Annotated in this window: 20 protein-coding genes and 1 pseudogene; 18 read left to right on the top strand and 3 right to left on the bottom strand. The window is 51.4% G+C overall.

Going from position 1 to position 17,557, the window contains the following annotated elements:
• Positions 1–25 precede the first annotated feature (25 nt).
• The 8 genes and pseudogenes from I8J30_RS22470 to I8J30_RS22435 all read left to right on the top strand — a co-directional run.
• Positions 26–181 (top strand): annotated as a pseudogene (locus tag I8J30_RS22470) (LLM class flavin-dependent oxidoreductase); the annotation flags it as partial.
• A 39-nt stretch (positions 182–220) separates the two neighbouring features.
• Positions 221–907: an RNA polymerase sigma factor SigY gene (gene sigY, locus I8J30_RS22465; RefSeq protein WP_240548290.1), complete on the top strand. Its 687-nt coding sequence runs from the start codon at positions 221–223 to the stop codon at positions 905–907.
• Positions 900–1,286 carry a DUF5345 family protein gene (locus I8J30_RS22460; protein ID WP_210661946.1) on the top strand — a complete coding sequence of 129 codons (387 nt, stop codon included), beginning with the start codon at positions 900–902 and terminating at the stop codon, positions 1,284–1,286. Before sigY ends, I8J30_RS22460 begins: the two co-directional genes overlap by 8 nt.
• Entirely contained in the window at positions 1,268–1,468 is a 201-nt protein-coding gene (locus tag I8J30_RS22455; RefSeq protein WP_210661944.1) for a hypothetical protein, read from the top strand. Before I8J30_RS22460 ends, I8J30_RS22455 begins: the two co-directional genes overlap by 19 nt.
• 16 nt (positions 1,469–1,484) lie before the next feature.
• Complete coding sequence (locus I8J30_RS22450) at positions 1,485–1,688, top strand: PLD nuclease N-terminal domain-containing protein (protein WP_210661942.1); 204 nt, start codon at positions 1,485–1,487, stop codon at positions 1,686–1,688.
• On the top strand, positions 1,688–2,635 hold the full coding sequence (locus tag I8J30_RS22445) for an ABC transporter ATP-binding protein (RefSeq protein ID WP_338044920.1): 948 nt from the start codon (positions 1,688–1,690) through the stop codon (positions 2,633–2,635). Before I8J30_RS22450 ends, I8J30_RS22445 begins: the two co-directional genes overlap by 1 nt.
• On the top strand, positions 2,632–3,420 hold the full coding sequence (locus tag I8J30_RS22440; RefSeq protein ID WP_210661940.1) for an ABC transporter permease: 789 nt from the start codon (positions 2,632–2,634) through the stop codon (positions 3,418–3,420). The genes I8J30_RS22445 and I8J30_RS22440 overlap by 4 nt, the downstream gene beginning before the upstream one ends.
• A 98-nt stretch (positions 3,421–3,518) precedes the next feature.
• The gene (locus I8J30_RS22435) at positions 3,519–3,899 is read left to right on the top strand and encodes an ATPase (RefSeq protein ID WP_210661938.1); all 381 of its coding nucleotides are present in this window, start codon (positions 3,519–3,521) and stop codon (positions 3,897–3,899) included.
• A gap of 339 nt (positions 3,900–4,238) precedes the next feature.
• Here I8J30_RS22435 and I8J30_RS22430 read toward each other — a convergent pair whose 3' ends face one another.
• The gene (locus tag I8J30_RS22430; RefSeq protein WP_210661936.1) at positions 4,239–5,108 is read right to left on the bottom strand and encodes a hypothetical protein; all 870 of its coding nucleotides are present in this window, start codon (positions 5,106–5,108) and stop codon (positions 4,239–4,241) included.
• A gap of 207 nt (positions 5,109–5,315) precedes the next feature.
• Between I8J30_RS22430 and I8J30_RS22425 the strand changes: the two genes are divergently transcribed.
• The 9 genes from I8J30_RS22425 (at position 5,316) to I8J30_RS22385 (ending at position 15,684) form a co-directional block, all read left to right on the top strand.
• A complete protein-coding gene (locus I8J30_RS22425) occupies positions 5,316–6,107 on the top strand; it encodes an ABC transporter permease (RefSeq protein WP_210661934.1) in 792 nt (263 codons plus the stop codon).
• A gap of 6 nt (positions 6,108–6,113) precedes the next feature.
• Positions 6,114–6,929: an ABC transporter permease gene (locus I8J30_RS22420; protein ID WP_210661931.1), complete on the top strand. Its 816-nt coding sequence runs from the start codon at positions 6,114–6,116 to the stop codon at positions 6,927–6,929.
• Between the two features lie 33 nt (positions 6,930–6,962).
• Complete coding sequence (locus I8J30_RS22415) at positions 6,963–7,949, top strand: ABC transporter ATP-binding protein (RefSeq protein WP_210661929.1); 987 nt, start codon at positions 6,963–6,965, stop codon at positions 7,947–7,949.
• Between the two features lie 100 nt (positions 7,950–8,049).
• Positions 8,050–8,337 carry an Asp-tRNA(Asn)/Glu-tRNA(Gln) amidotransferase subunit GatC gene (gene gatC / locus I8J30_RS22410; RefSeq protein ID WP_091223885.1) on the top strand — a complete coding sequence of 96 codons (288 nt, stop codon included), beginning with the start codon at positions 8,050–8,052 and terminating at the stop codon, positions 8,335–8,337.
• A gap of 36 nt (positions 8,338–8,373) precedes the next feature.
• Entirely contained in the window at positions 8,374–9,831 is a 1,458-nt protein-coding gene (gene gatA, locus I8J30_RS22405; protein WP_210661927.1) for an Asp-tRNA(Asn)/Glu-tRNA(Gln) amidotransferase subunit GatA, read from the top strand.
• A 34-nt stretch (positions 9,832–9,865) separates the two neighbouring features.
• A complete protein-coding gene (gene gatB, locus I8J30_RS22400; protein WP_210661925.1) occupies positions 9,866–11,308 on the top strand; it encodes an Asp-tRNA(Asn)/Glu-tRNA(Gln) amidotransferase subunit GatB in 1,443 nt (480 codons plus the stop codon).
• A gap of 104 nt (positions 11,309–11,412) precedes the next feature.
• Positions 11,413–13,317 carry a DUF4097 family beta strand repeat-containing protein gene (locus I8J30_RS22395; RefSeq protein WP_210661923.1) on the top strand — a complete coding sequence of 635 codons (1,905 nt, stop codon included), beginning with the start codon at positions 11,413–11,415 and terminating at the stop codon, positions 13,315–13,317.
• 83 nt (positions 13,318–13,400) lie between these two features.
• Positions 13,401–13,835 (top strand): Fur family transcriptional regulator, encoded by a 435-nt coding sequence (locus I8J30_RS22390; RefSeq protein WP_090983210.1) that lies wholly within the window; start codon positions 13,401–13,403, stop codon positions 13,833–13,835.
• Between the two features lie 124 nt (positions 13,836–13,959).
• On the top strand, positions 13,960–15,684 hold the full coding sequence (locus I8J30_RS22385) for a glycosyl hydrolase family 18 protein (protein ID WP_210661921.1): 1,725 nt from the start codon (positions 13,960–13,962) through the stop codon (positions 15,682–15,684).
• A gap of 63 nt (positions 15,685–15,747) precedes the next feature.
• On the opposite strand, the gene I8J30_RS22380 is transcribed toward I8J30_RS22385, so the two are convergent.
• The gene (locus I8J30_RS22380) at positions 15,748–16,122 is read right to left on the bottom strand and encodes a YgzB family protein (RefSeq protein WP_210661920.1); all 375 of its coding nucleotides are present in this window, start codon (positions 16,120–16,122) and stop codon (positions 15,748–15,750) included.
• A 143-nt stretch (positions 16,123–16,265) separates the two neighbouring features.
• On the opposite strand from I8J30_RS22380, the gene I8J30_RS22375 reads away from it, so the two are divergent.
• The gene (locus I8J30_RS22375) at positions 16,266–17,141 is read left to right on the top strand and encodes a nucleotidyltransferase-like protein (RefSeq protein WP_210661918.1); all 876 of its coding nucleotides are present in this window, start codon (positions 16,266–16,268) and stop codon (positions 17,139–17,141) included.
• A 115-nt stretch (positions 17,142–17,256) separates the two neighbouring features.
• On the opposite strand, the gene I8J30_RS22370 is transcribed toward I8J30_RS22375, so the two are convergent.
• Positions 17,257–17,557 (bottom strand): hypothetical protein (locus I8J30_RS22370; RefSeq protein ID WP_210661915.1); only part of this gene is annotated, 301 nt, incomplete at its 5' end.

The following is a 17,557-nucleotide window of genomic DNA, read 5'->3' as shown; positions in this document are numbered from 1 at the left end:
CGCATCGCATGTGGAACGGCCGCCGCCGGACGCCCTGCGCGATTTCGTAAAGTCGGTCGTACCGATGCTCCAAGAACGCGGTATCTATAAGACGGAATATGAATCGGATACGTTACGCGGAAATCTGGGTTTGCCGGTGCCGGAGGAGAATCGGTATTCGGCCGCGGCTAAAGTGAATTAATAAGCAAAGGCCATCCAAGCGGATGGCCTTTGCTGCGTCTTGGCACTGCATTCGCTTTATAATTTGAAGGAAACGAGAAACTTTTTTGAGAAGCAAGTGAACAAAAGGGCAACCTTCACCGTCATATTGGCGAGACTGAAGGAAAGAGGCTGGAATTCAGCAGCAAGTGAGGAGAACACGATGATCGGGATGGAACAGCTGGGAGATGAAGCGCAGCTGGTGAAACGGGCAGTTCGCGGCGACGATCATGCGCTGTCGACCCTGCTGCGCAGCCATTACACCTTGTTATACCGGTACATGCTGAAAGTAACCATGAACAAGGCGATGGCCGAAGACTTGGTGCAGGATACGATGCTGAAGGCCATTGAGAAGATCGGCATGTTCCGGCAGCAAAGCAAATTTTCAACATGGCTGATATCGATCGCAACCCGGCGCTATATCGACGAGATGCGTAAGCAGCAGCGAGAGCAGAAGTGGCAGACGCAAGAGCAGGCGCTGCAATCCATACGGTTTCATGCTGCGATGCAGCAGCAGGAATGGCCGCATACTCTCGATGCGCTTGGTGAGTTATCGTATGAGATCCGTGTGCCTATTTTGCTCAAATATTATTACGGCTATGCTTACGAGGAAATTGCCTCATGGCTCGGCATTCCTGTCGGTACGGTGAAGTCGAGGCTGCATAACGGCCTGAAACAGCTGAGGAAGGAGCTTGACGAGGATGATTAGGGACGGAGACGGTAAGCGCGGCAAGAAAATAAGTGATATCGACGATCATCAAGAGGAGCAGCAGATTAAGCAGATGCTCGGCGTTCATCTGGAAGAATGGGATCGCTCCATGCAGCCGGATGTTCCATCTGTCGAATCCATTACGAATTTGGTTCGTGAACATAAGAAGGAGCTTAACAGCCGCTATCGGCGGGAGCTGTTGTTGTTCTGGCTGGTCAGCGCGTTCGTGCTTAGCGGCTTGCTGCTGCTGTGGGTGAGCAGCGTCGTGGTATTCGTGGTTATCCAAATCATAGCTTTTGCGGCTGCGGCGGTATTTGTCTTCCTCTTCATGATCAAAGGCAAAGAAGGGCGGCGTCCAAGATGGTCGGATGGGAAATAGCATTAGTAGTCGCTGTCGTAGGTATATTGCTGTGCCAATCCTCCTGGCTGTTTAAGGATGCGAAGAAACGGAGCCGATATCCATGGTTTTGGGGGATTTGGGGACTGATTCAGTTCCCGATGCCCTTGCTATGTTACTTGCTGATCGTTCGAGTGAACTGGTCGAAGAGAAGGAACAATTAAGAGGGGGATTGCAGACATGGATCAATTATCGACATCGCAGCTTATGGCCATTATAGTGCCGATCGCACTCGTTCAGCTCGTTCTGATGGTAACGGCACTCGTCGCTTGCGCGCGTGCATCCCAAACGAGAGGGCCGAAGTGGATGTGGGTGCTCCTTATAATTTTCGTTAATATAATAGGCGCTGTATTGTTCTTTCTCATCGGAAGGAAACAGTCGTGATGATGGGACTCGTTGCTGTTGAGGGACTTAGCAAGACATTCAGCGGAGCAACGTCCGCGCTGCAGGACATTCGCTTCACGCTTGGGGAAGGCCGCTGCACTGCATTGCTCGGTCCTAACGGAGCGGGCAAAACAACGACGATTCGTATTCTCAGCGGCCTGCTGGCACCATCGTCAGGGAGCATCCGCTTCCGAGATCTAAAGCCCGGCGATGACCATCGCGCGCTTATCGGTTACTTGCCGCAAACGCCGGCGTTTCACGGCTGGATGACCGGCGCCGAATTTCTTCGTTATGCGGCGGGATTGTGCGGCTTGCCGAAACGAGAAGCAGCTTCCCGCAGCGCGGAATTGCTGGAGAGGGTCGGCATTGCCGATGCAGGCAGGCGGCGAATCGCCGGGTATTCCGGCGGGATGAAGCAGCGTCTCGGCCTGGCGCAAGCGCTCATTCACCGGCCGAAGCTGCTCATTCTGGACGAGCCCGTTTCTGCGCTCGACCCGATTGGACGCCGCGAAGTGATGCAGCTGCTTGGGGAGCTGAAGCACGAAACAACGATATTATTTTCCACGCATGTGCTGCATGACGCCGAGGAGCTGTGCGACGACGTGCTCATTATGAAGAACGGCCGTATTGTCATTAGCGGGGCGATCGATGATATACGTGCGGCCAATCGCGAGCCGGTGATGGTGGTTGAGGTCGAGAACACCGGTGAAGCGCGATCCGCATTGTCACAGTGGGTTTCGCTCGTGTCGACGACGCAGCTGTTTCATTCTGCGGAGCTTCAGCCCGGAGGGAACGCAGCCAAGCTTCGTGTCGAGAACAACCAAATCCGCGAAGCCAGAAGGATCGTTCTTCAGCAGCTTCTGGATCGCGGAATACCCGTGACCAAGCTGGAATTCGGCTCGACGACACTGGAGGACTTATTTATGAAGGCGGTGCAGCACGTATGAACCGGTGGCTTGTGCTTTTCGGCAAAGAATGGACAGAGCTGATCCGCAGCTACAAGCTGGTTTGGGTGCCGCTTGTCTATATTTTATTTGGTGCCATGCAGCCCGTTTCCACCTATTTTCTTCCGGATATTCTTGCGCACGCCGGTAACCTGCCGGAAGGAGCGCTCATTTCAATTCCGCAGCCTTCGGCTTCCGAAGTAATGGCGCAAACGTTGCAGCAGTTCAACACGATTGGGCTTCTGGTGCTTGCCCTATCGGTTATGGGCAGTATTTCCGCGGAACGCACGAATGGCGTGACCGCGATGATTCTAGTAAAGCCGATCTCGTATCTCTCGTTCGTCTCGGCCAAATGGGCAGCCATGCTGGTCCTTGTCACACTCGCATTCGCAGGCGGCTTCGGCGCCGCATGGTATTATACGGCGGCGCTGTTTGAAACCGTAGACTGGCAGCGCAGTCTCTATGCCTATCTGCTATTCTTGCTCTGGCTGAGCTTTGCGGGTTCGCTCACGCTGCTGTTTAGCGCCTTGCTGCGCAGCGGGGCAGCGGCGGCGGCATGCGCGCTCGGCACAGCGGCCGTGCTCGCGCTGACGGCCTCCGCGTTTCCGCACGCGCTCGCGGCCAGCCCGGGCATGCTGCCGAAGTTTGCCTACGTGCAGTTCGCACCTACGCCAAGCGGGCAAGACAGCCCGTGGCCGGCAGTCTGCGTCGCGATCGGAATCATGGTTGCCATTATGACTATCGCCGCTTGGTCACTGCGTCGTCGTCCGTCACTGGATACGCTATAAATAATAACCATTCTCATCTATTGGACTTCCTTACTGAATTTTAGTAGGATAGAGTAGAGTCATAGAGTATGGTTATTGGTGACAGGAGTGAGACGCTAATGTATAAGCTTGGCCAACGTATCATTATTATGTCGGACTTATTTGAACAGACCCTCCCGGTTGGGGAGTATGGTTATATAATTGCCTATGATCGCAATGCGGATAACGCGTTCGATTATGTGATCCGGGTTCCGAAGGCGAACCGGAATTTCTACGTGCCCGCAGCTGATATCGAGCTGGAGGAAGTGCTGATTAAGCAAGAGGTCGACCGTTTGGAGCGCGAAGCGCTAATCGACTTTGCGCTCGCGACGCACAATGCGGAATTGTTTCACCGCATCATGAACGGCGGGGAAGAACCATTGCAAGAAGAAGATGTCGAGGGCGAACCCCAGACGCGCGAAGAGTTTATTCGCCAAGTCCATCTTAAAGCGTGGATCTAACGCTAGCGTGAACCATGCCTGTCTAAACAGAGAAAGCCCCTATCCGAGTTATCGGATGGGGGCTTTTCATGTTCTAAAGTTACCTGCTTAGCAGCTGGTAGAGGGCCTATCCGCTTATATCGTCCCCGAACATTTTAGTTTCGGCGCTGAGAGTTCGATTTCGGAACTCTCAGCCCCATCTCTTCCGCACCTCGCGGCCCCGCACCCAGCGCTCCACACCCGCACCTGGCCCCGCATCCCGCATCACGCATCCCGCACCTCGCGCCCCGCACTCGGGTCCCGCGCCATCCCAAACAAATAAATGGCACAGGGATAACCCCTGTGCCATTCGTTAAATCCCTAAGCGTCCGTGTCAGGCGAAGCTGCCGCCGATGTACCCGTATCTGCCTTGGTGCCGGCATTTTGCTTCGCAGCTTTACGGTCGATTTTGATCGTATGTGCTTTCTTGTCCATTTTCCCGTTCACGATCCGTGTGGCGATATCCGCTGCTTTGGCGATTTCTTTATCAGCCTCGGCCTGAGTCAGCTTGCCGGCTTTCACCGCGGCGTTCAAATTGTCCACAATGACCTGCTTCTGCGCATCAATTAGCTTCTGAACGTCGATGCCCTTCTCTTTTGCCAAGTCAGCAAGGGACTTGCCTCCGCTCAGCGCAGTCTTCAATTCTTCATTACTAAGACCGAGCACCTTGGCAGATGCACTGAAGTCAGCTGCCCCGGCGTGAATGCCTCGCTTGAACTCCATCTTGAAGTTGCCGCCTCGCTCGCCGCCTTTTCCGAATCCGATGTTATCTTTCAGCGTGGAATCCAGCGATTTATCGAGATTCTCATCGAACGCTTTTTTCTCCTCGGCCTGCTGCTTTTCGAATGCCGCTGTCATCGTCATCTTCAACTGATCCCGCGTGACGCCTTGTTCTTCCGCAATTTGAGCCAATGTTTTACCGGCATCAATCTTCTCCTTCAACGCCTTCATATCCAGCTTGAGCAAATCCAAAACCTCTTGGCTGAAGAATCCGCCGGCACGCACTTTCATCACTTCGCCTTTTCCGCCAAGACCAAACGGTCCTTGCCCGATTACTGCCGTAGATGTAGCCGTGGTAGTGGACTTCGCGCTGTCTGCAGTTGTCGATGTGTTTGTTGCTGCATAGGCGCTAAGTGGAATCATAACCGCGATTGCGGCCGTTAATCCGAGAGCTTTCATCGTTTTGTTCATTACTTGTTCCTCCTTGAATTTAGATGTGCTTGGTTACATTCCCCAGTATGGGCAGGCAACCTTAAAGAAAGCTGAAAGTATCGTAAAAGCTCCATTAGCCCTAGATGAAGTTTTCCTTCACATTTAGTTATTGCCCAAATCTCAATGGTGACGTTATCCTATAACAAAAACATCCAATTCTTGGACAAGCTTGGAAGGGGGGCTTGCATGTCTGCTTACTACTATTTTTTTAAAATGAGAATTTTAACGACGATTGCGTACCGGTTCGAAGTGTTCACCGGTATGGCCTCGAATGCGGTCATGCTGCTTGCGTCTGTATTTCTCTGGAAGGCGGCTTATCGGGGAATCGGTTCCGTGCAAGATGTAAGCCAGGATCAAATGATCGTCTATGCCATTTTAGCCGTTGTGATGGGAGCGGTACTAGCAGTCAATGTTCAAAATGATATGTACTACCGGGTCCGGGAGGGACAAATCGCGACCGATTTCATTAAACCCATCCATCTGCTGGGCATGTTCCTGGCAGAGGACCTTGGCACCACGGTCAGCGCGCTCGTCAATCAAGCTATCCCGCTAATTCTGCTGGCTTCCATTCTGTTTACCCCGCCGACGCCTGTCAGCTTAGTTGCATTTCTACTCTTTATACCAAGCCTGATGCTGAGCTTTCTGCTGCTTTGGCTCATGGGAGCTATTATCGGCATGATCTCGTTCTGGGTCATGGAGCTCGGTAACCTCGGCATCGTCAAGGATGCGATCGTGCGAATCCTGTCCGGCAGTCTGATTCCGATTTGGTTCTTCCCCGGCTGGATGGCGACCACCTCGAGCTATCTTCCTTTCCAGTACATGTACCAAACTCCGCTTTCGATTTATATTGGCAAAATTTCATACGCGCAGGCAGGAACGGCGCTTGTTATTCAAGCGGTTTGGATCGCGGTGCTCGCCTTTATCGCTTACGTAGTGTGGCAGCGTGCCCAGCGTGTCACGCTCATTCAAGGAGGTTAATCCGTCATGGTTACCGCGATTCGTTATCATGCATCTGTCGCTTATTTTTTTGCAAAATTAGCCGTTCAGCGTCAATTGGAATATCCGCTGTTCTTGGTCAGCTGGTTTCTTATGATCCCCCTGCAATATATCAGCGGAGTATGGGTGCTGAAGCTGATGGTGGAGCAGTTTCAAGCGCTGGCCGGTTGGACCTTCCCGCAGCTTGCTTTTCTATACGGATTAGGTCTGCTGAGCCACGGCTTGTCCGTTATATTCTTCATTCAGACCTGGCATATCGATAACATGGTTATTCGCGGTGATTTCGACCGTATGCTGCTTCGCCCCATGAACGTCTTTTTTCAATTTGTCGTCAACTACGTGAACTTTATCGGCTTCATCGATCTCATTCCCGGCTTCCTCATTTTCTTCTATGGCTGTGCTCAGATAGGTTTTGATTGGAATGTAATCAATGTGCTGAAGCTGCTTGGGGTCGTCATCGGCGGGATGTTCATCCGCGCTTCGATCTGTACGATAATGGGCTCGGCAGCATTCTGGACCAAACGCAGCGGCTCGCTAGTTTCACTGACCTTGGCTACGATGGAACGGACGACCATGTACCCGCTCTCTTTATATCCAAGACTGATTCAGCTGGCACTGACCTTCATTCTGCCGATCGGGTTTATCAGCTTCTATCCGGCCTCTGATTTTATCGGTCAAGAGGACGGATTCACATTCCCTGTCGGCCTGGCGATTTGGACTCCGGTTGTCGGACTTCTTATTTTTGCGCTGTGCCATTTTATTTTCCAAAGTGGATTGAAGAGATATGAAAGCGCAGGCTCATAGCGGGTCGCGGACAGAGAGAGAGGATGCGTGCATATGATCGAACTGACGAATGTCGTCAAAGAATACACGGTTATTAAGAAGAAGAGCGGTCTTAGCGGCTCCATTCAGAGCTTGTTCCGGCCGGAGAAAACGATTGTGCGCGGCGTGGATGGGATCAGCTTTCGGATCGAGCCGGGTGAGATGGTTGGTTACTTAGGACCGAACGGAGCGGGCAAGTCGACGACCATTAAGATGCTGACCGGCATCCTTCACCCGACCTCTGGCTCGGTGAGAATCGGCGGTATTTCGCCGCAGGAAAATCGGAAGTCCGTCGTCAAACAGCTTGGCGTCGTCTTCGGACAACGCACGCAGCTTTATTGGGATTTGCGGCTTGGCGAAACGTTCGAGCTGCTGAAACGCATCTACCGAATCGATGACGATACCTTTAAGACGAATTTGGCGATGATGCATGACGTGCTCGGCATCGATCAACTGATCAATACACCCGTACGGCAGTTGTCGCTCGGACAGCGAATGAAAGGCGACTTGGCGGCGGCGATGCTGCATTCGCCATCCGTGTTGTTTCTCGATGAGCCCACCATTGGGCTGGACGTCGAAGCCAAGCAGAATATCAGAACGTTTATCAAAGAAATGAATATGAAGCGCGGCACGACGATTATTTTGACGACGCATGATCTGGATGATGTGGAACAGCTGTGCAAACGTCTGATTGTCATTAATCACGGCAAGGTGGTCGAGGATGGGCCGTTGTCGGAGCTGATTCTGCGCATGGCGCCTTATCGGTTACTTGTGCTCGATCTTAGCCAGCTTCCCGAGCCTTCGGACCTCCGGCATCCGGGTGCGGAGTCAATCAAACAAGAGGGGCTAAAGCTGACCTATCGATTCCACAAAAGCGATATTTCCGCATCCGAGCTGATCAGCGGTTTATCGGCCAAGCTTTCGGTTATCGATCTCAGCGTGAAGGAGCCTGACATCGAGGATATGATTCGGGAAATGTACCGCAGCTCCTCACCCGCTTAAGCGCATTTGCATTCAGCATTCTCATTGAGTTTAAATGCAGGCTTACGTTATAATAGGTAGAATGTGTGCAAAATGGATGGAAAGGACGGGACCATAGACAATGAGCATAACCATCAAAGACGTCGAGCATGTGGCCAATTTGGCCCGACTGGAGCTTTCTGAGCAAGAGAAGGAGCAGTTTACAGGTCAGCTGAATGCGATTCTTAAATATGCCGAGAAGCTGGACGAGCTGCAAACAGACGGCGTGGAACCAACCAGCCATGTGCTGCCGGTTCACAATGTCATGCGTGACGACGTGATTCGCGAGTCGGTTACGAACGAGACTGCACTGCGAAATGCGCCGGATGATGAAGACGGCCAGTTCAAAGTGCCGGCTGTTCTTGAATAATAGTGTGAGGGTTTATACCGAAGGGAGGAACGGCTGTTGGCACTCTTTGACTTACGCCTACAGGAAGTACATAACCAATTAAAGAAGAAAGAGCTGTCGGTAGGCGATTTGGTGGATGCTTCGTATTCGCGCATTGCCGCTACCGATGCTTCCATACAAGCGTTCTTGACGCTGAATGAAGAAGGCGCACGCGCTGCGGCAGCTGAGCTGGACAGCGCTTTGGCAGCTGGCGGAGAGCAAGGGCTGCTGTTCGGATTGCCGGCCGGCATCAAGGATAACATCGTGACGGAAGGCTTGCTCACGACTTGTGCGAGCCAATTTCTGCGCAACTACGATCCGATCTATAGCGCAACCGTAATGAAGAAACTTAAAGCAGCTCAATCGGTTACGATCGGTAAGCTAAATATGGACGAGTTCGCAATGGGCGGCTCCAACGAAAATTCGAGCTTTCATCCAACGCGCAATCCGTGGAATACGGATTATGTACCGGGCGGCTCGAGCGGCGGCTCTGCAGCATCCGTTGCGGCAGGACAAGTCTACTTCGCTCTTGGCTCCGACACCGGCGGTTCGATCCGTCAGCCGGCGGCATACTGCGGTATCGTGGGTTTGAAGCCCACTTACGGCCTGGTTTCGCGTTTTGGTCTGGTAGCGTTCGCTTCTTCGCTCGATCAAATCGGTCCACTGACGAAGAACGTTGAAGACTCTGCTTATGTACTGCAAGCCATTGCAGGCTACGATGCAGGGGATTCCACTTCGGCTGACGTTGAGATTCCGGACTATGTCGGCGCATTAAACGGCGATGTCAAAGGACTTCGCATCGGTGTGCCGAAGGAATACCTTGGACAAGGTATCGATCCGAAAGTCAAAGAAGCGGTGCTTGCCGCACTGAAACAATTCGAGAGCCTCGGCGCAACATGGGAAGAAGTATCCCTGCCGCATACGGAATACGCGGTGGCGACTTACTATCTGCTCGCTTCATCCGAAGCATCGTCCAACCTTGCTCGTTTTGACGGCGTCCGTTATGGCGTTCGTGCCGAGAATCCGGATAATTTGCTTGAGCTTTACCGCAAATCCCGCAGCCAAGGCTTCGGACCGGAAGTGAAGCGCCGTATTATGCTCGGGACTTATGCGCTGAGCTCCGGCTATTATGATGCGTATTATTTGAAGGCTCAGAAAGTGCGCACGCTGATCAAACAAGATTTCGACAACGTGTTCCAGAACTTTGACCTCATCATCGGGCCGACTGCGCCTACTCCTGCTTTCCGTATCGGCGAGCAAGTTGGCGACCCGCTCACCATGTACTTGAACGATATTTGCACCATTCCGGTCAGCCTTGCCGGTATCCCGGCAATCAGCGTACCTTGCGGTTTCGCGGACGGTCTGCCTATTGGCTTGCAAATTATCGGCAAAGCGTTCGATGAGCGCACGGTGCTTCGCGCCGCGCATGCATTCGAGCAGCATACTGAGCATCATAAACAGCGTCCGCAGCTATAATTCTCGGATGCCAATCAAGCAGGAGGGCTAAACGATGTTTGAACCGAACACTTACGAAACGGTTGTCGGGCTGGAAGTGCATGTTGAGCTCCATACGAAGAGTAAAATCTTCTGCGGTTGCTCCACCTCCTTCGGCGCCCCGCCGAATACCCATACATGTCCGATCTGTCTCGGACACCCAGGCGTGCTGCCGGTATTGAACCGTCAGGCGCTTGAATTCGCGATGAAAGCCGCAATGGCGCTCAACTGCCAAATTGCCGACATCAGCAAATTTGACCGCAAAAACTATTTCTACCCGGACTCTCCGAAAGCGTACCAGATCTCGCAATATGACAAACCGGTCGGCGAGCATGGCTGGATCGACATCGAAGTGAACGGCAAGACCAAGCGCATCGGCATTACGCGCCTCCACTTGGAGGAAGATGCGGGCAAGCTGACTCATGTTGAAGGCGGCTTTGCATCGCTGGTCGACTTTAACCGTGTCGGTACGCCGCTTGTCGAGATCGTTTCCGAGCCGGATATTCGGACGCCGGAAGAAGCGAAGGCTTACCTGGAGAAGCTCAAAGCCATCATGCTCTACTGTGAAGTATCCGATGTGAAGATGGAGGAAGGCTCGCTGCGCTGCGATGCCAACGTCAGTCTGCGTCCTTACGATCAAGAGCAGTTCGGCACACGTGCCGAGCTGAAGAACATGAACTCCTTCCGCGGTGTTCAGCGTGGTCTCGAGTATGAGCAAATGCGCCAAGCTGATATTCTCGACAGCGGCGGCAAGGTCGTTCAGGAAACGCGCCGCTGGGACGAAGCGCAAGGCAAAACGTTCTCGATGCGGAGCAAGGAAGAAGCGCATGACTATCGCTACTTCCCGGATCCTGACCTTGTGCAGATCCACATCGATGAAGAGTGGAAGGCACGTGTCCAGGCATCCATTCCGGAGCTGCCGGATGCGCGCCAAGCTCGTTATACTGCTGAATTCGGTCTCCCATCCTACGATGCGGGTGTTATCACTTCGTCTAAGAAGCTGGCTGATTTCTTCGAGGAAAGCCTCCAATATACGAAGGATGCGAAGGCCGTATCCAACTGGATCATGGGCGATCTGCTAGGCTACTTGAATGCCGGCGGCTTAGAACTGGAAGACATCAAGCTGACAGGTCAAGGACTCGGCGAGATGATCGGTCTGATGGAGAAGGGCACGATCAGCAGCAAGATCGCCAAAACCGTCTTTAAAGAAATGCTCGAAACAGGCAAACGTCCGCAGCAAATCGTGGAAGAGCAAGGCCTTGTTCAAATTAGCGACGAAGGTGCAATCGCAGAAGTGGTTGACCGCATCGTAAGCGGCAATCCGCAATCCGTCGAAGATTTTAAAGCCGGCAAAGAGAAAGCCATCGGGTTCTTGGTTGGCCAGGTTATGAAAGAAACGAAGGGCAAAGCGAATCCCGCGCTTGTTAACAAGCTGTTGCTTGATCGTTTGAATCAATAACAAGAAGAGGCATGTCCGGCATACCGCGGACATGCCTCTTTTGCTGCGGGAAATTATGATACAATATTTGTAATCCAGAACAGCCGGGAGGTGCCATCCATCTCATGCGTGAATCATCTCGAAGTACATTATTAGCGTCGCTGCTCGCGTTTCTTGTGCCAGGCGGCGGACATCTTGCGCTGGGACGGCATTTAACAGGCATGCTGCTGCTGCTAGGCACACTGACCGACATCGCGGCAATGATTCGCTTTGCCGATGAAGGCGGAGGGAAATACGCGCTGCTCATCATCTTTTTAGGCTTGGCGCTGCCGTTCTTTTGGTTCTACAGTGTTTTCGATACGCTCCAACTGGCGGCCAAACAGCGAGAAGCTGCAACGAGTTCAGCTGTGGAAGAATCGCCGCGTTTAGGAATCGGTACGATTGTGCAAGCCATTGCTGTCATTGGACTTGCCTTTCTGTTGCTTGTGTTTGTCCAAGCACCTGTCGTCTTTCAATCGATCGTAGATACGATAGGTACCTACGCACCGGGAATTGGTTTTATCATACTGGCGATCGTATTTGCGTCAAGGAGGAATAGTGCGATGTTTAAATTGGGGAGATTCACTGCGGCGGCAGTGATGATCACGGTAGGAGCATTATTGCTCTGGGACCAAGTTCGCGATCGCAATGATATGGAGCTGATCGGGCGATGGTGGCCCGCTGCTTTTGTCCTACTGGGCATTGAAGTCGTTATTATGAGTCTTGTGTATCGCACAGCTTCCAAACGACCGTCCTTTGATCTCGGAGGCACGTTTCTTGCTGCACTTATAGCGGTTACCGCTTTTGGTGTGACGCAGTTCGCTTCGATGCCATTTCGCTGGCTGGACGAATTTAAGGTTAATTTGACCGGAACCAGTGCCTATGGGGAAGAGAAGGGATTCCGTTACGCTAAGGAAATCATACACGCTCCAATTACGTATGATACAAGAGTTATCGAGATTGTGAATCCCAATGGCAAAGTTACCGTCAAGAAGGGGAACGTGAGCGAGCTGACGGTCGAATCTGTGATGTGGGTAGATGCAGCCGAACAAACAGAAGCGGATGATACAGCCAGCAAGTCTGAAATTACGGTCAGCGGCGAGGATGAGCTGAAAATCGAGGCAAAAGGCCATCCGTATGGTGCTAATGGTGATCGTGTGCCGCGTATGAATATAGTAGTAACCGTACCTGCTGAGTCTGCGTTTGGGAAGCTCATCCCAGTAGAGACAACAAATCCTGCTGAGTCGACAGGCACCGACGAATCGGCAGATGATTCACATGCGAACACTTCCGAATTGACTGACCAAACTCCTGCAGTAGACGAATCTACAGGTGCAGGACAGTCCGAAAATGATTCGACCAGTCCGCAGATCGCGTACCTCCAATCCGAGATTGCGATTCAAATTGTGAACGGATCTGTTGATGTAACAGGATTATCCTTACCTGGAGGACTAAGCATCAAGGCGACAACCGGTTCTATCGCACTGCATGGGCTGACAGGCTCGGTGAAGGCGGAAACGAAGAATGGCGGCATCGATGTATCAACACTGACAGGCGATGCGAAGCTGAGCACCTACAACGGAGATGTCAAAGCAGGTTATGTGACTGGCGCAATAGAAGCTTCCACACTTAGCGGCAGTATCAACTTGCAGCAAGTTACAGGCGATATCGATACGGATACGAAGAACGGGGAGATCGTCATTAAAGAAGGGACCGGTGCGATCAAAGCGGATACCCTCAATGGTGATATCCGAATCGCGAGCTCCCAAGTCGGCGGCGACTGGGACATCGACAGCTCCATCGGCGAGATCACGGTATCGCTTCCCCTATATGGCAATTACTCTGTCAACGGTTCGGCTACGTTTGGCGAAGTATCCAGCGATTTACCGCTGACGATCAGTAAGAAAACGATCCGTGGCAGCATCGGAACAGCGAATTACAGGATCAATATAGATGCGAACAGCAGCATTCAGGTAAATCGTTACAAATGATAAAATGATTCCCGCTTTCATTGACAAAACGAAAACGATCCACGTACAATGGTTCTAACAAAAGCAGAAAGGACGTGTTGGGCATGGGTGCGACCGTTGAGCAGGCGCTTGAACAATTAAAAAGTACCGGCGTACGAATGACCCCGCAGCGTCATGCAATCTTAAGCTTTCTCATGCATTCCATGACTCATCCCACTGCTGACGAAATTTATAAATCACTTTCGCCATCTTTTCCCAGTATGAGTGTGGCGACCATTTATAATAATCTCAGGCTGTTTGTCGATGCGGGCTTGCTTCGCGAATTGACCTACGGCGATGATTCAAGCAGATTTGATGCCGACCTGACCGATCACTATCATGCCATTTGCCGTTCATGCGGCACGATCGTTGATTTTGACTATCCGCCTCTAACGGATGTGGAAGCAGCGGCTTCCAAAGAAACAGGCTTTAAAGTAGAGGGGCATCGGATGGAAATTTATGGATATTGCGCAGATTGCTCCGCGCGGCACACTAATTAACAAACGATGATTGAAAGACAAATAAACGCGCAGGGGTAGAGGAAGCTCGCCATCATGCGCGTTTTTTATTTGAAGAGAGCCCACATCAGTGGATTAGCTTAATTTGGAGAGGAGCGCTTCACAAGTGGAAACCGTACGAATGCGGCCAAGACGACAAAGCGGCGGCTGGTTGAAATGGGTAGTACTAACCAGCGGAATCGTAGCTGCAGCAGCAGGCATGTGGTTGGGATGGCAGCGTCTTGCCCCTAATAATACAGAAGTTAAACCGGAATACGGTGCAGCGCACCCGATACTGTTTCATGGCCAAGTGGCCGAAGGCAACGCACTTGTCAACCAAGATATCATTAGTCTGCCCTTGAGCTTCATACATGATCAGCTGGGACTTAAGGAAGAAGTGTATTATGAAGCCAAGACCGGCTCGATCGTTCTAACGAACGCGAATAAAGTGCTGCGGATGAAAACAAACGCCTTAACGGCTACCATCAATAAGAAACCTTATCCGCTGCGCATCGCGGCACAGGTGAAGGACGACGCCGTCTACTTGCCGATCACGCCGCTCGAAGAGCTTTATGGACTTCATGCCGAATATAATGCGCAGGACGATATTATCACCATTTTGCGTGCGGGAGATGCGGTTCAACGCGGAGTCGTACATGACGATGCGGACATCAGACGCGGACCAACCATTAAGGAGCCGATCGTAGATCGCCTCGCGAATACCGATATCGTGCGCATTTGGGGAGAGAAGCAAGGCTGGTACACGGTTCAGAGTACAGATGGTGTTTTGGGCTATGTCCGGAAACAGGATATTGAACTAACGGAAACCGAACAAATTAAACAGCGGATGGAGTCGGCACCATTCACAGCATGGAAAGTCGTCGGCAGCAAAATCAATCTAACATGGGAAGCCGTCTACGAGAAAGCACCGGACACTGATAAAATCAGCGAGATGCCCGGTGTGAACGTCGTTTCGCCGACATGGTTCGAGCTTCTGGACGGCGAAGGTAATATTAGAAGCAAAGCGGATATGCACTATGTAAAATGGGCTCAGAACAGAGGCATGCAAGTGTGGGCGGTATTCAGCAACGGTTTCGAACCGGAGCGGACGACCGCTGCATTAGCGAAGGCCGACACTCGCTTGCAGATGATTCATCAGCTTGCAGCTTTTGCGCAGATGTACAAGCTGAAAGGGATCAATCTTGATTTTGAAAATGTGAATACGTCAGACAAAGCGAACCTGGTTCAATTTGTTCGTGAACTGACGCCGATCATGCATGAGCAGAATGTCGTCGTATCGATTGACGTAACGCCTAAGTCGAACAGTGAAATGTGGTCGTTGTTCCTTGATCGCGGGGCACTGGGTAAAGTGGTCGATTATATGATGATCATGGCCTACGATGAGCATTGGGCTTCCAGCCCTACATCAGGCTCGGTAGCGTCATTACCATGGACCGAGCAGTCGCTTTCGAGGATTATCGAAGAGGATGGGGTGCCGGCAAACAAAATCGTATTAGGCATGCCGCTGTATGCCCGGCTATGGACAGAGAAGAAAGACGATTCCGGCAAGGTCAAAGTAAGCTCGAAGGCGCTCGGAATGGAAACCGTAAAGTCGATTATTAACGAACGCCAGCTTAAGCCGACCTTTGACGCTGATTCCGGACAGAATTACGTGGAATACGAGGATGACGGCGCGCTGCAGCGAATTTGGATCGAAGACGGACTTTCTATAAAGGCAAGAACCGCATTAGCGAAGAAGTACGGTATTGCCGGCGTTGCAACATGGCAGCGTCAATTCCAATCCGATGATATTTGGGCAATCATTCATCAATCCCTAACTAAGCTTCCCTAATCATAATGCAAAAACGCCCTTCGCCGGCTGAAACCGGTCGAAGGGCGTTTCTATTATGGCATTCTAGGCTTGGGGCTGAGTGATTTCTTCTTTATCTTCCGAATCATCCAGGTCAGTTGCCTGATTAGGATCCAGCGTCAGCTTTGTTTTGCAATACATACAGCGGTCTGTTTTGCCGAGCATCTTCGTGTGTCTGCCGCATTCCGGGCAATTCAAGATAACAGCGCTTGTGGACAGCATGCCGGCCCAGAAGTAAATGCCTACGCTTGCCAGCATGGCGATCATACCAATGACCATAAAGATGCCTGCGAATACTTTACCGGCTTGTCCCCAGAAAACAATCCCGGCCGTACCCAGTATCATTAGACCCATTCCAAACAGTGTGAACATAAGGCCCCAGAGCCGAAATTCATTGATTTTACTCGATTTTCCGAACATATCACAAATCCTTTCTGACATTTACGTACGGTTTTCTAAGACCATAGGCAGGAAAACCTGCGTACATTGTCGAACAAGAGTATAAACAACTGCGAAATCATTATAGCTTAAACAACAGCATGAAGCTATATGGGGGATAGACCGTGGAACATATAAAGGCACATTTTAAAACATTTTTTGAACATAATGAGGCGTTGATCAGTTTAGCAGCCATCGAGAATCCGGTTCCGTATAATCCGATGATCGACGGATTGGATCTGTTGATTCTGGTTGTTTCTACGCAGAACGATCCGAACCGAGGTATCGAACTTGTACGCATCGGCGAAGATCGGGTGCAAATCCGAACCGTAACACCTGCAATGCTGGAGCAATGGACAGCAGGCGGCGAGAACCGCAGTATCATACAATGGCTTGTTCGGGGGGAGATCCTGGTGGATCGAGACAATTACTTGTTCAACCTCAGGGAAAGCTTGCTTTCTTTCCCGGCATCCTTGCGCGGACAGAAGGAATTGGTGGAGTTCTCGCATTTCATTCGTTCTTATCTGCAGGCTAAGCAGGATTTGCAGGACAACAATTTGCTTGATGCTTACTCCAATGTACTAACGGCTCTTCATCATTGGGCGCATATTGCGTTTATTGAAGAAGGCGTACATCCGGAGCTGACGGTTTGGCGCCAGATGAGGCGGTTCAATCCCGGCATCTATAAACTATATGAAGAGCTTACCATTTCGCCGGAATCGCTCGAGAAGCGGGTACAGCTGGTATTGCTGGCTTGCGAGTTCTCGGTTATGAGCAAAATGAAATCGTCCTGCGGACTGCTGTTCTCCATTCTTGGCAGTCGTGAAGAGCCGTGGAGCGTGATGGAGCTGCAAACTCATCCGTACCTGATGGACTTGCATATGGATTTGTCTCTGCTTCTTCAGAAGCTGGTCATGCGCGGCTATATTCGAGAGGTTGCTTATATGCCGCTGCTGGGGGATACAGAAGCATTGGAGCTGCGATATCACAGCGTTTCTTAGATGGATCGATCGCGGGCAATAGGCCCGCGATTTTTTTTGTGAATTAAGCTTGACGTACTGTGCTGGCATATGATAAATTCTTTATTACCGCCTCCGAGGCAAACATGAAACAGCTTCATGCTGGCAAGCGAGTAAGAAAAAAGAAATAAAAAAATGCTTGCAATTGAATGACCGGATGTGATATATTAATCAAGTCGCCGCTGAGACATAGGCGCACAAAACACGAAGTATTTGTTCTTTGAAAACTGAACAATGAGCGACCAGTCAAATGGTCATAAATCGCGAAACGAACGTTTCGCAAAGCTAGTTTTTTGAATGAGCTACCAAGCGAATTCTTAAAAATGGCCAAGCCCTCGGGCTTACCACTTTTATGGAGAGTTTGATCCTGGCTCAGGACGAACGCTGGCGGCGTGCCT

The organism is Paenibacillus lignilyticus (genome assembly GCF_017942085.1).
Lineage (GTDB): Bacteria > Bacillota > Bacilli > Paenibacillales > Paenibacillaceae > Paenibacillus_Z > Paenibacillus_Z lignilyticus.
This window is presented reverse-complemented; position numbering and strand designations above follow the sequence as displayed.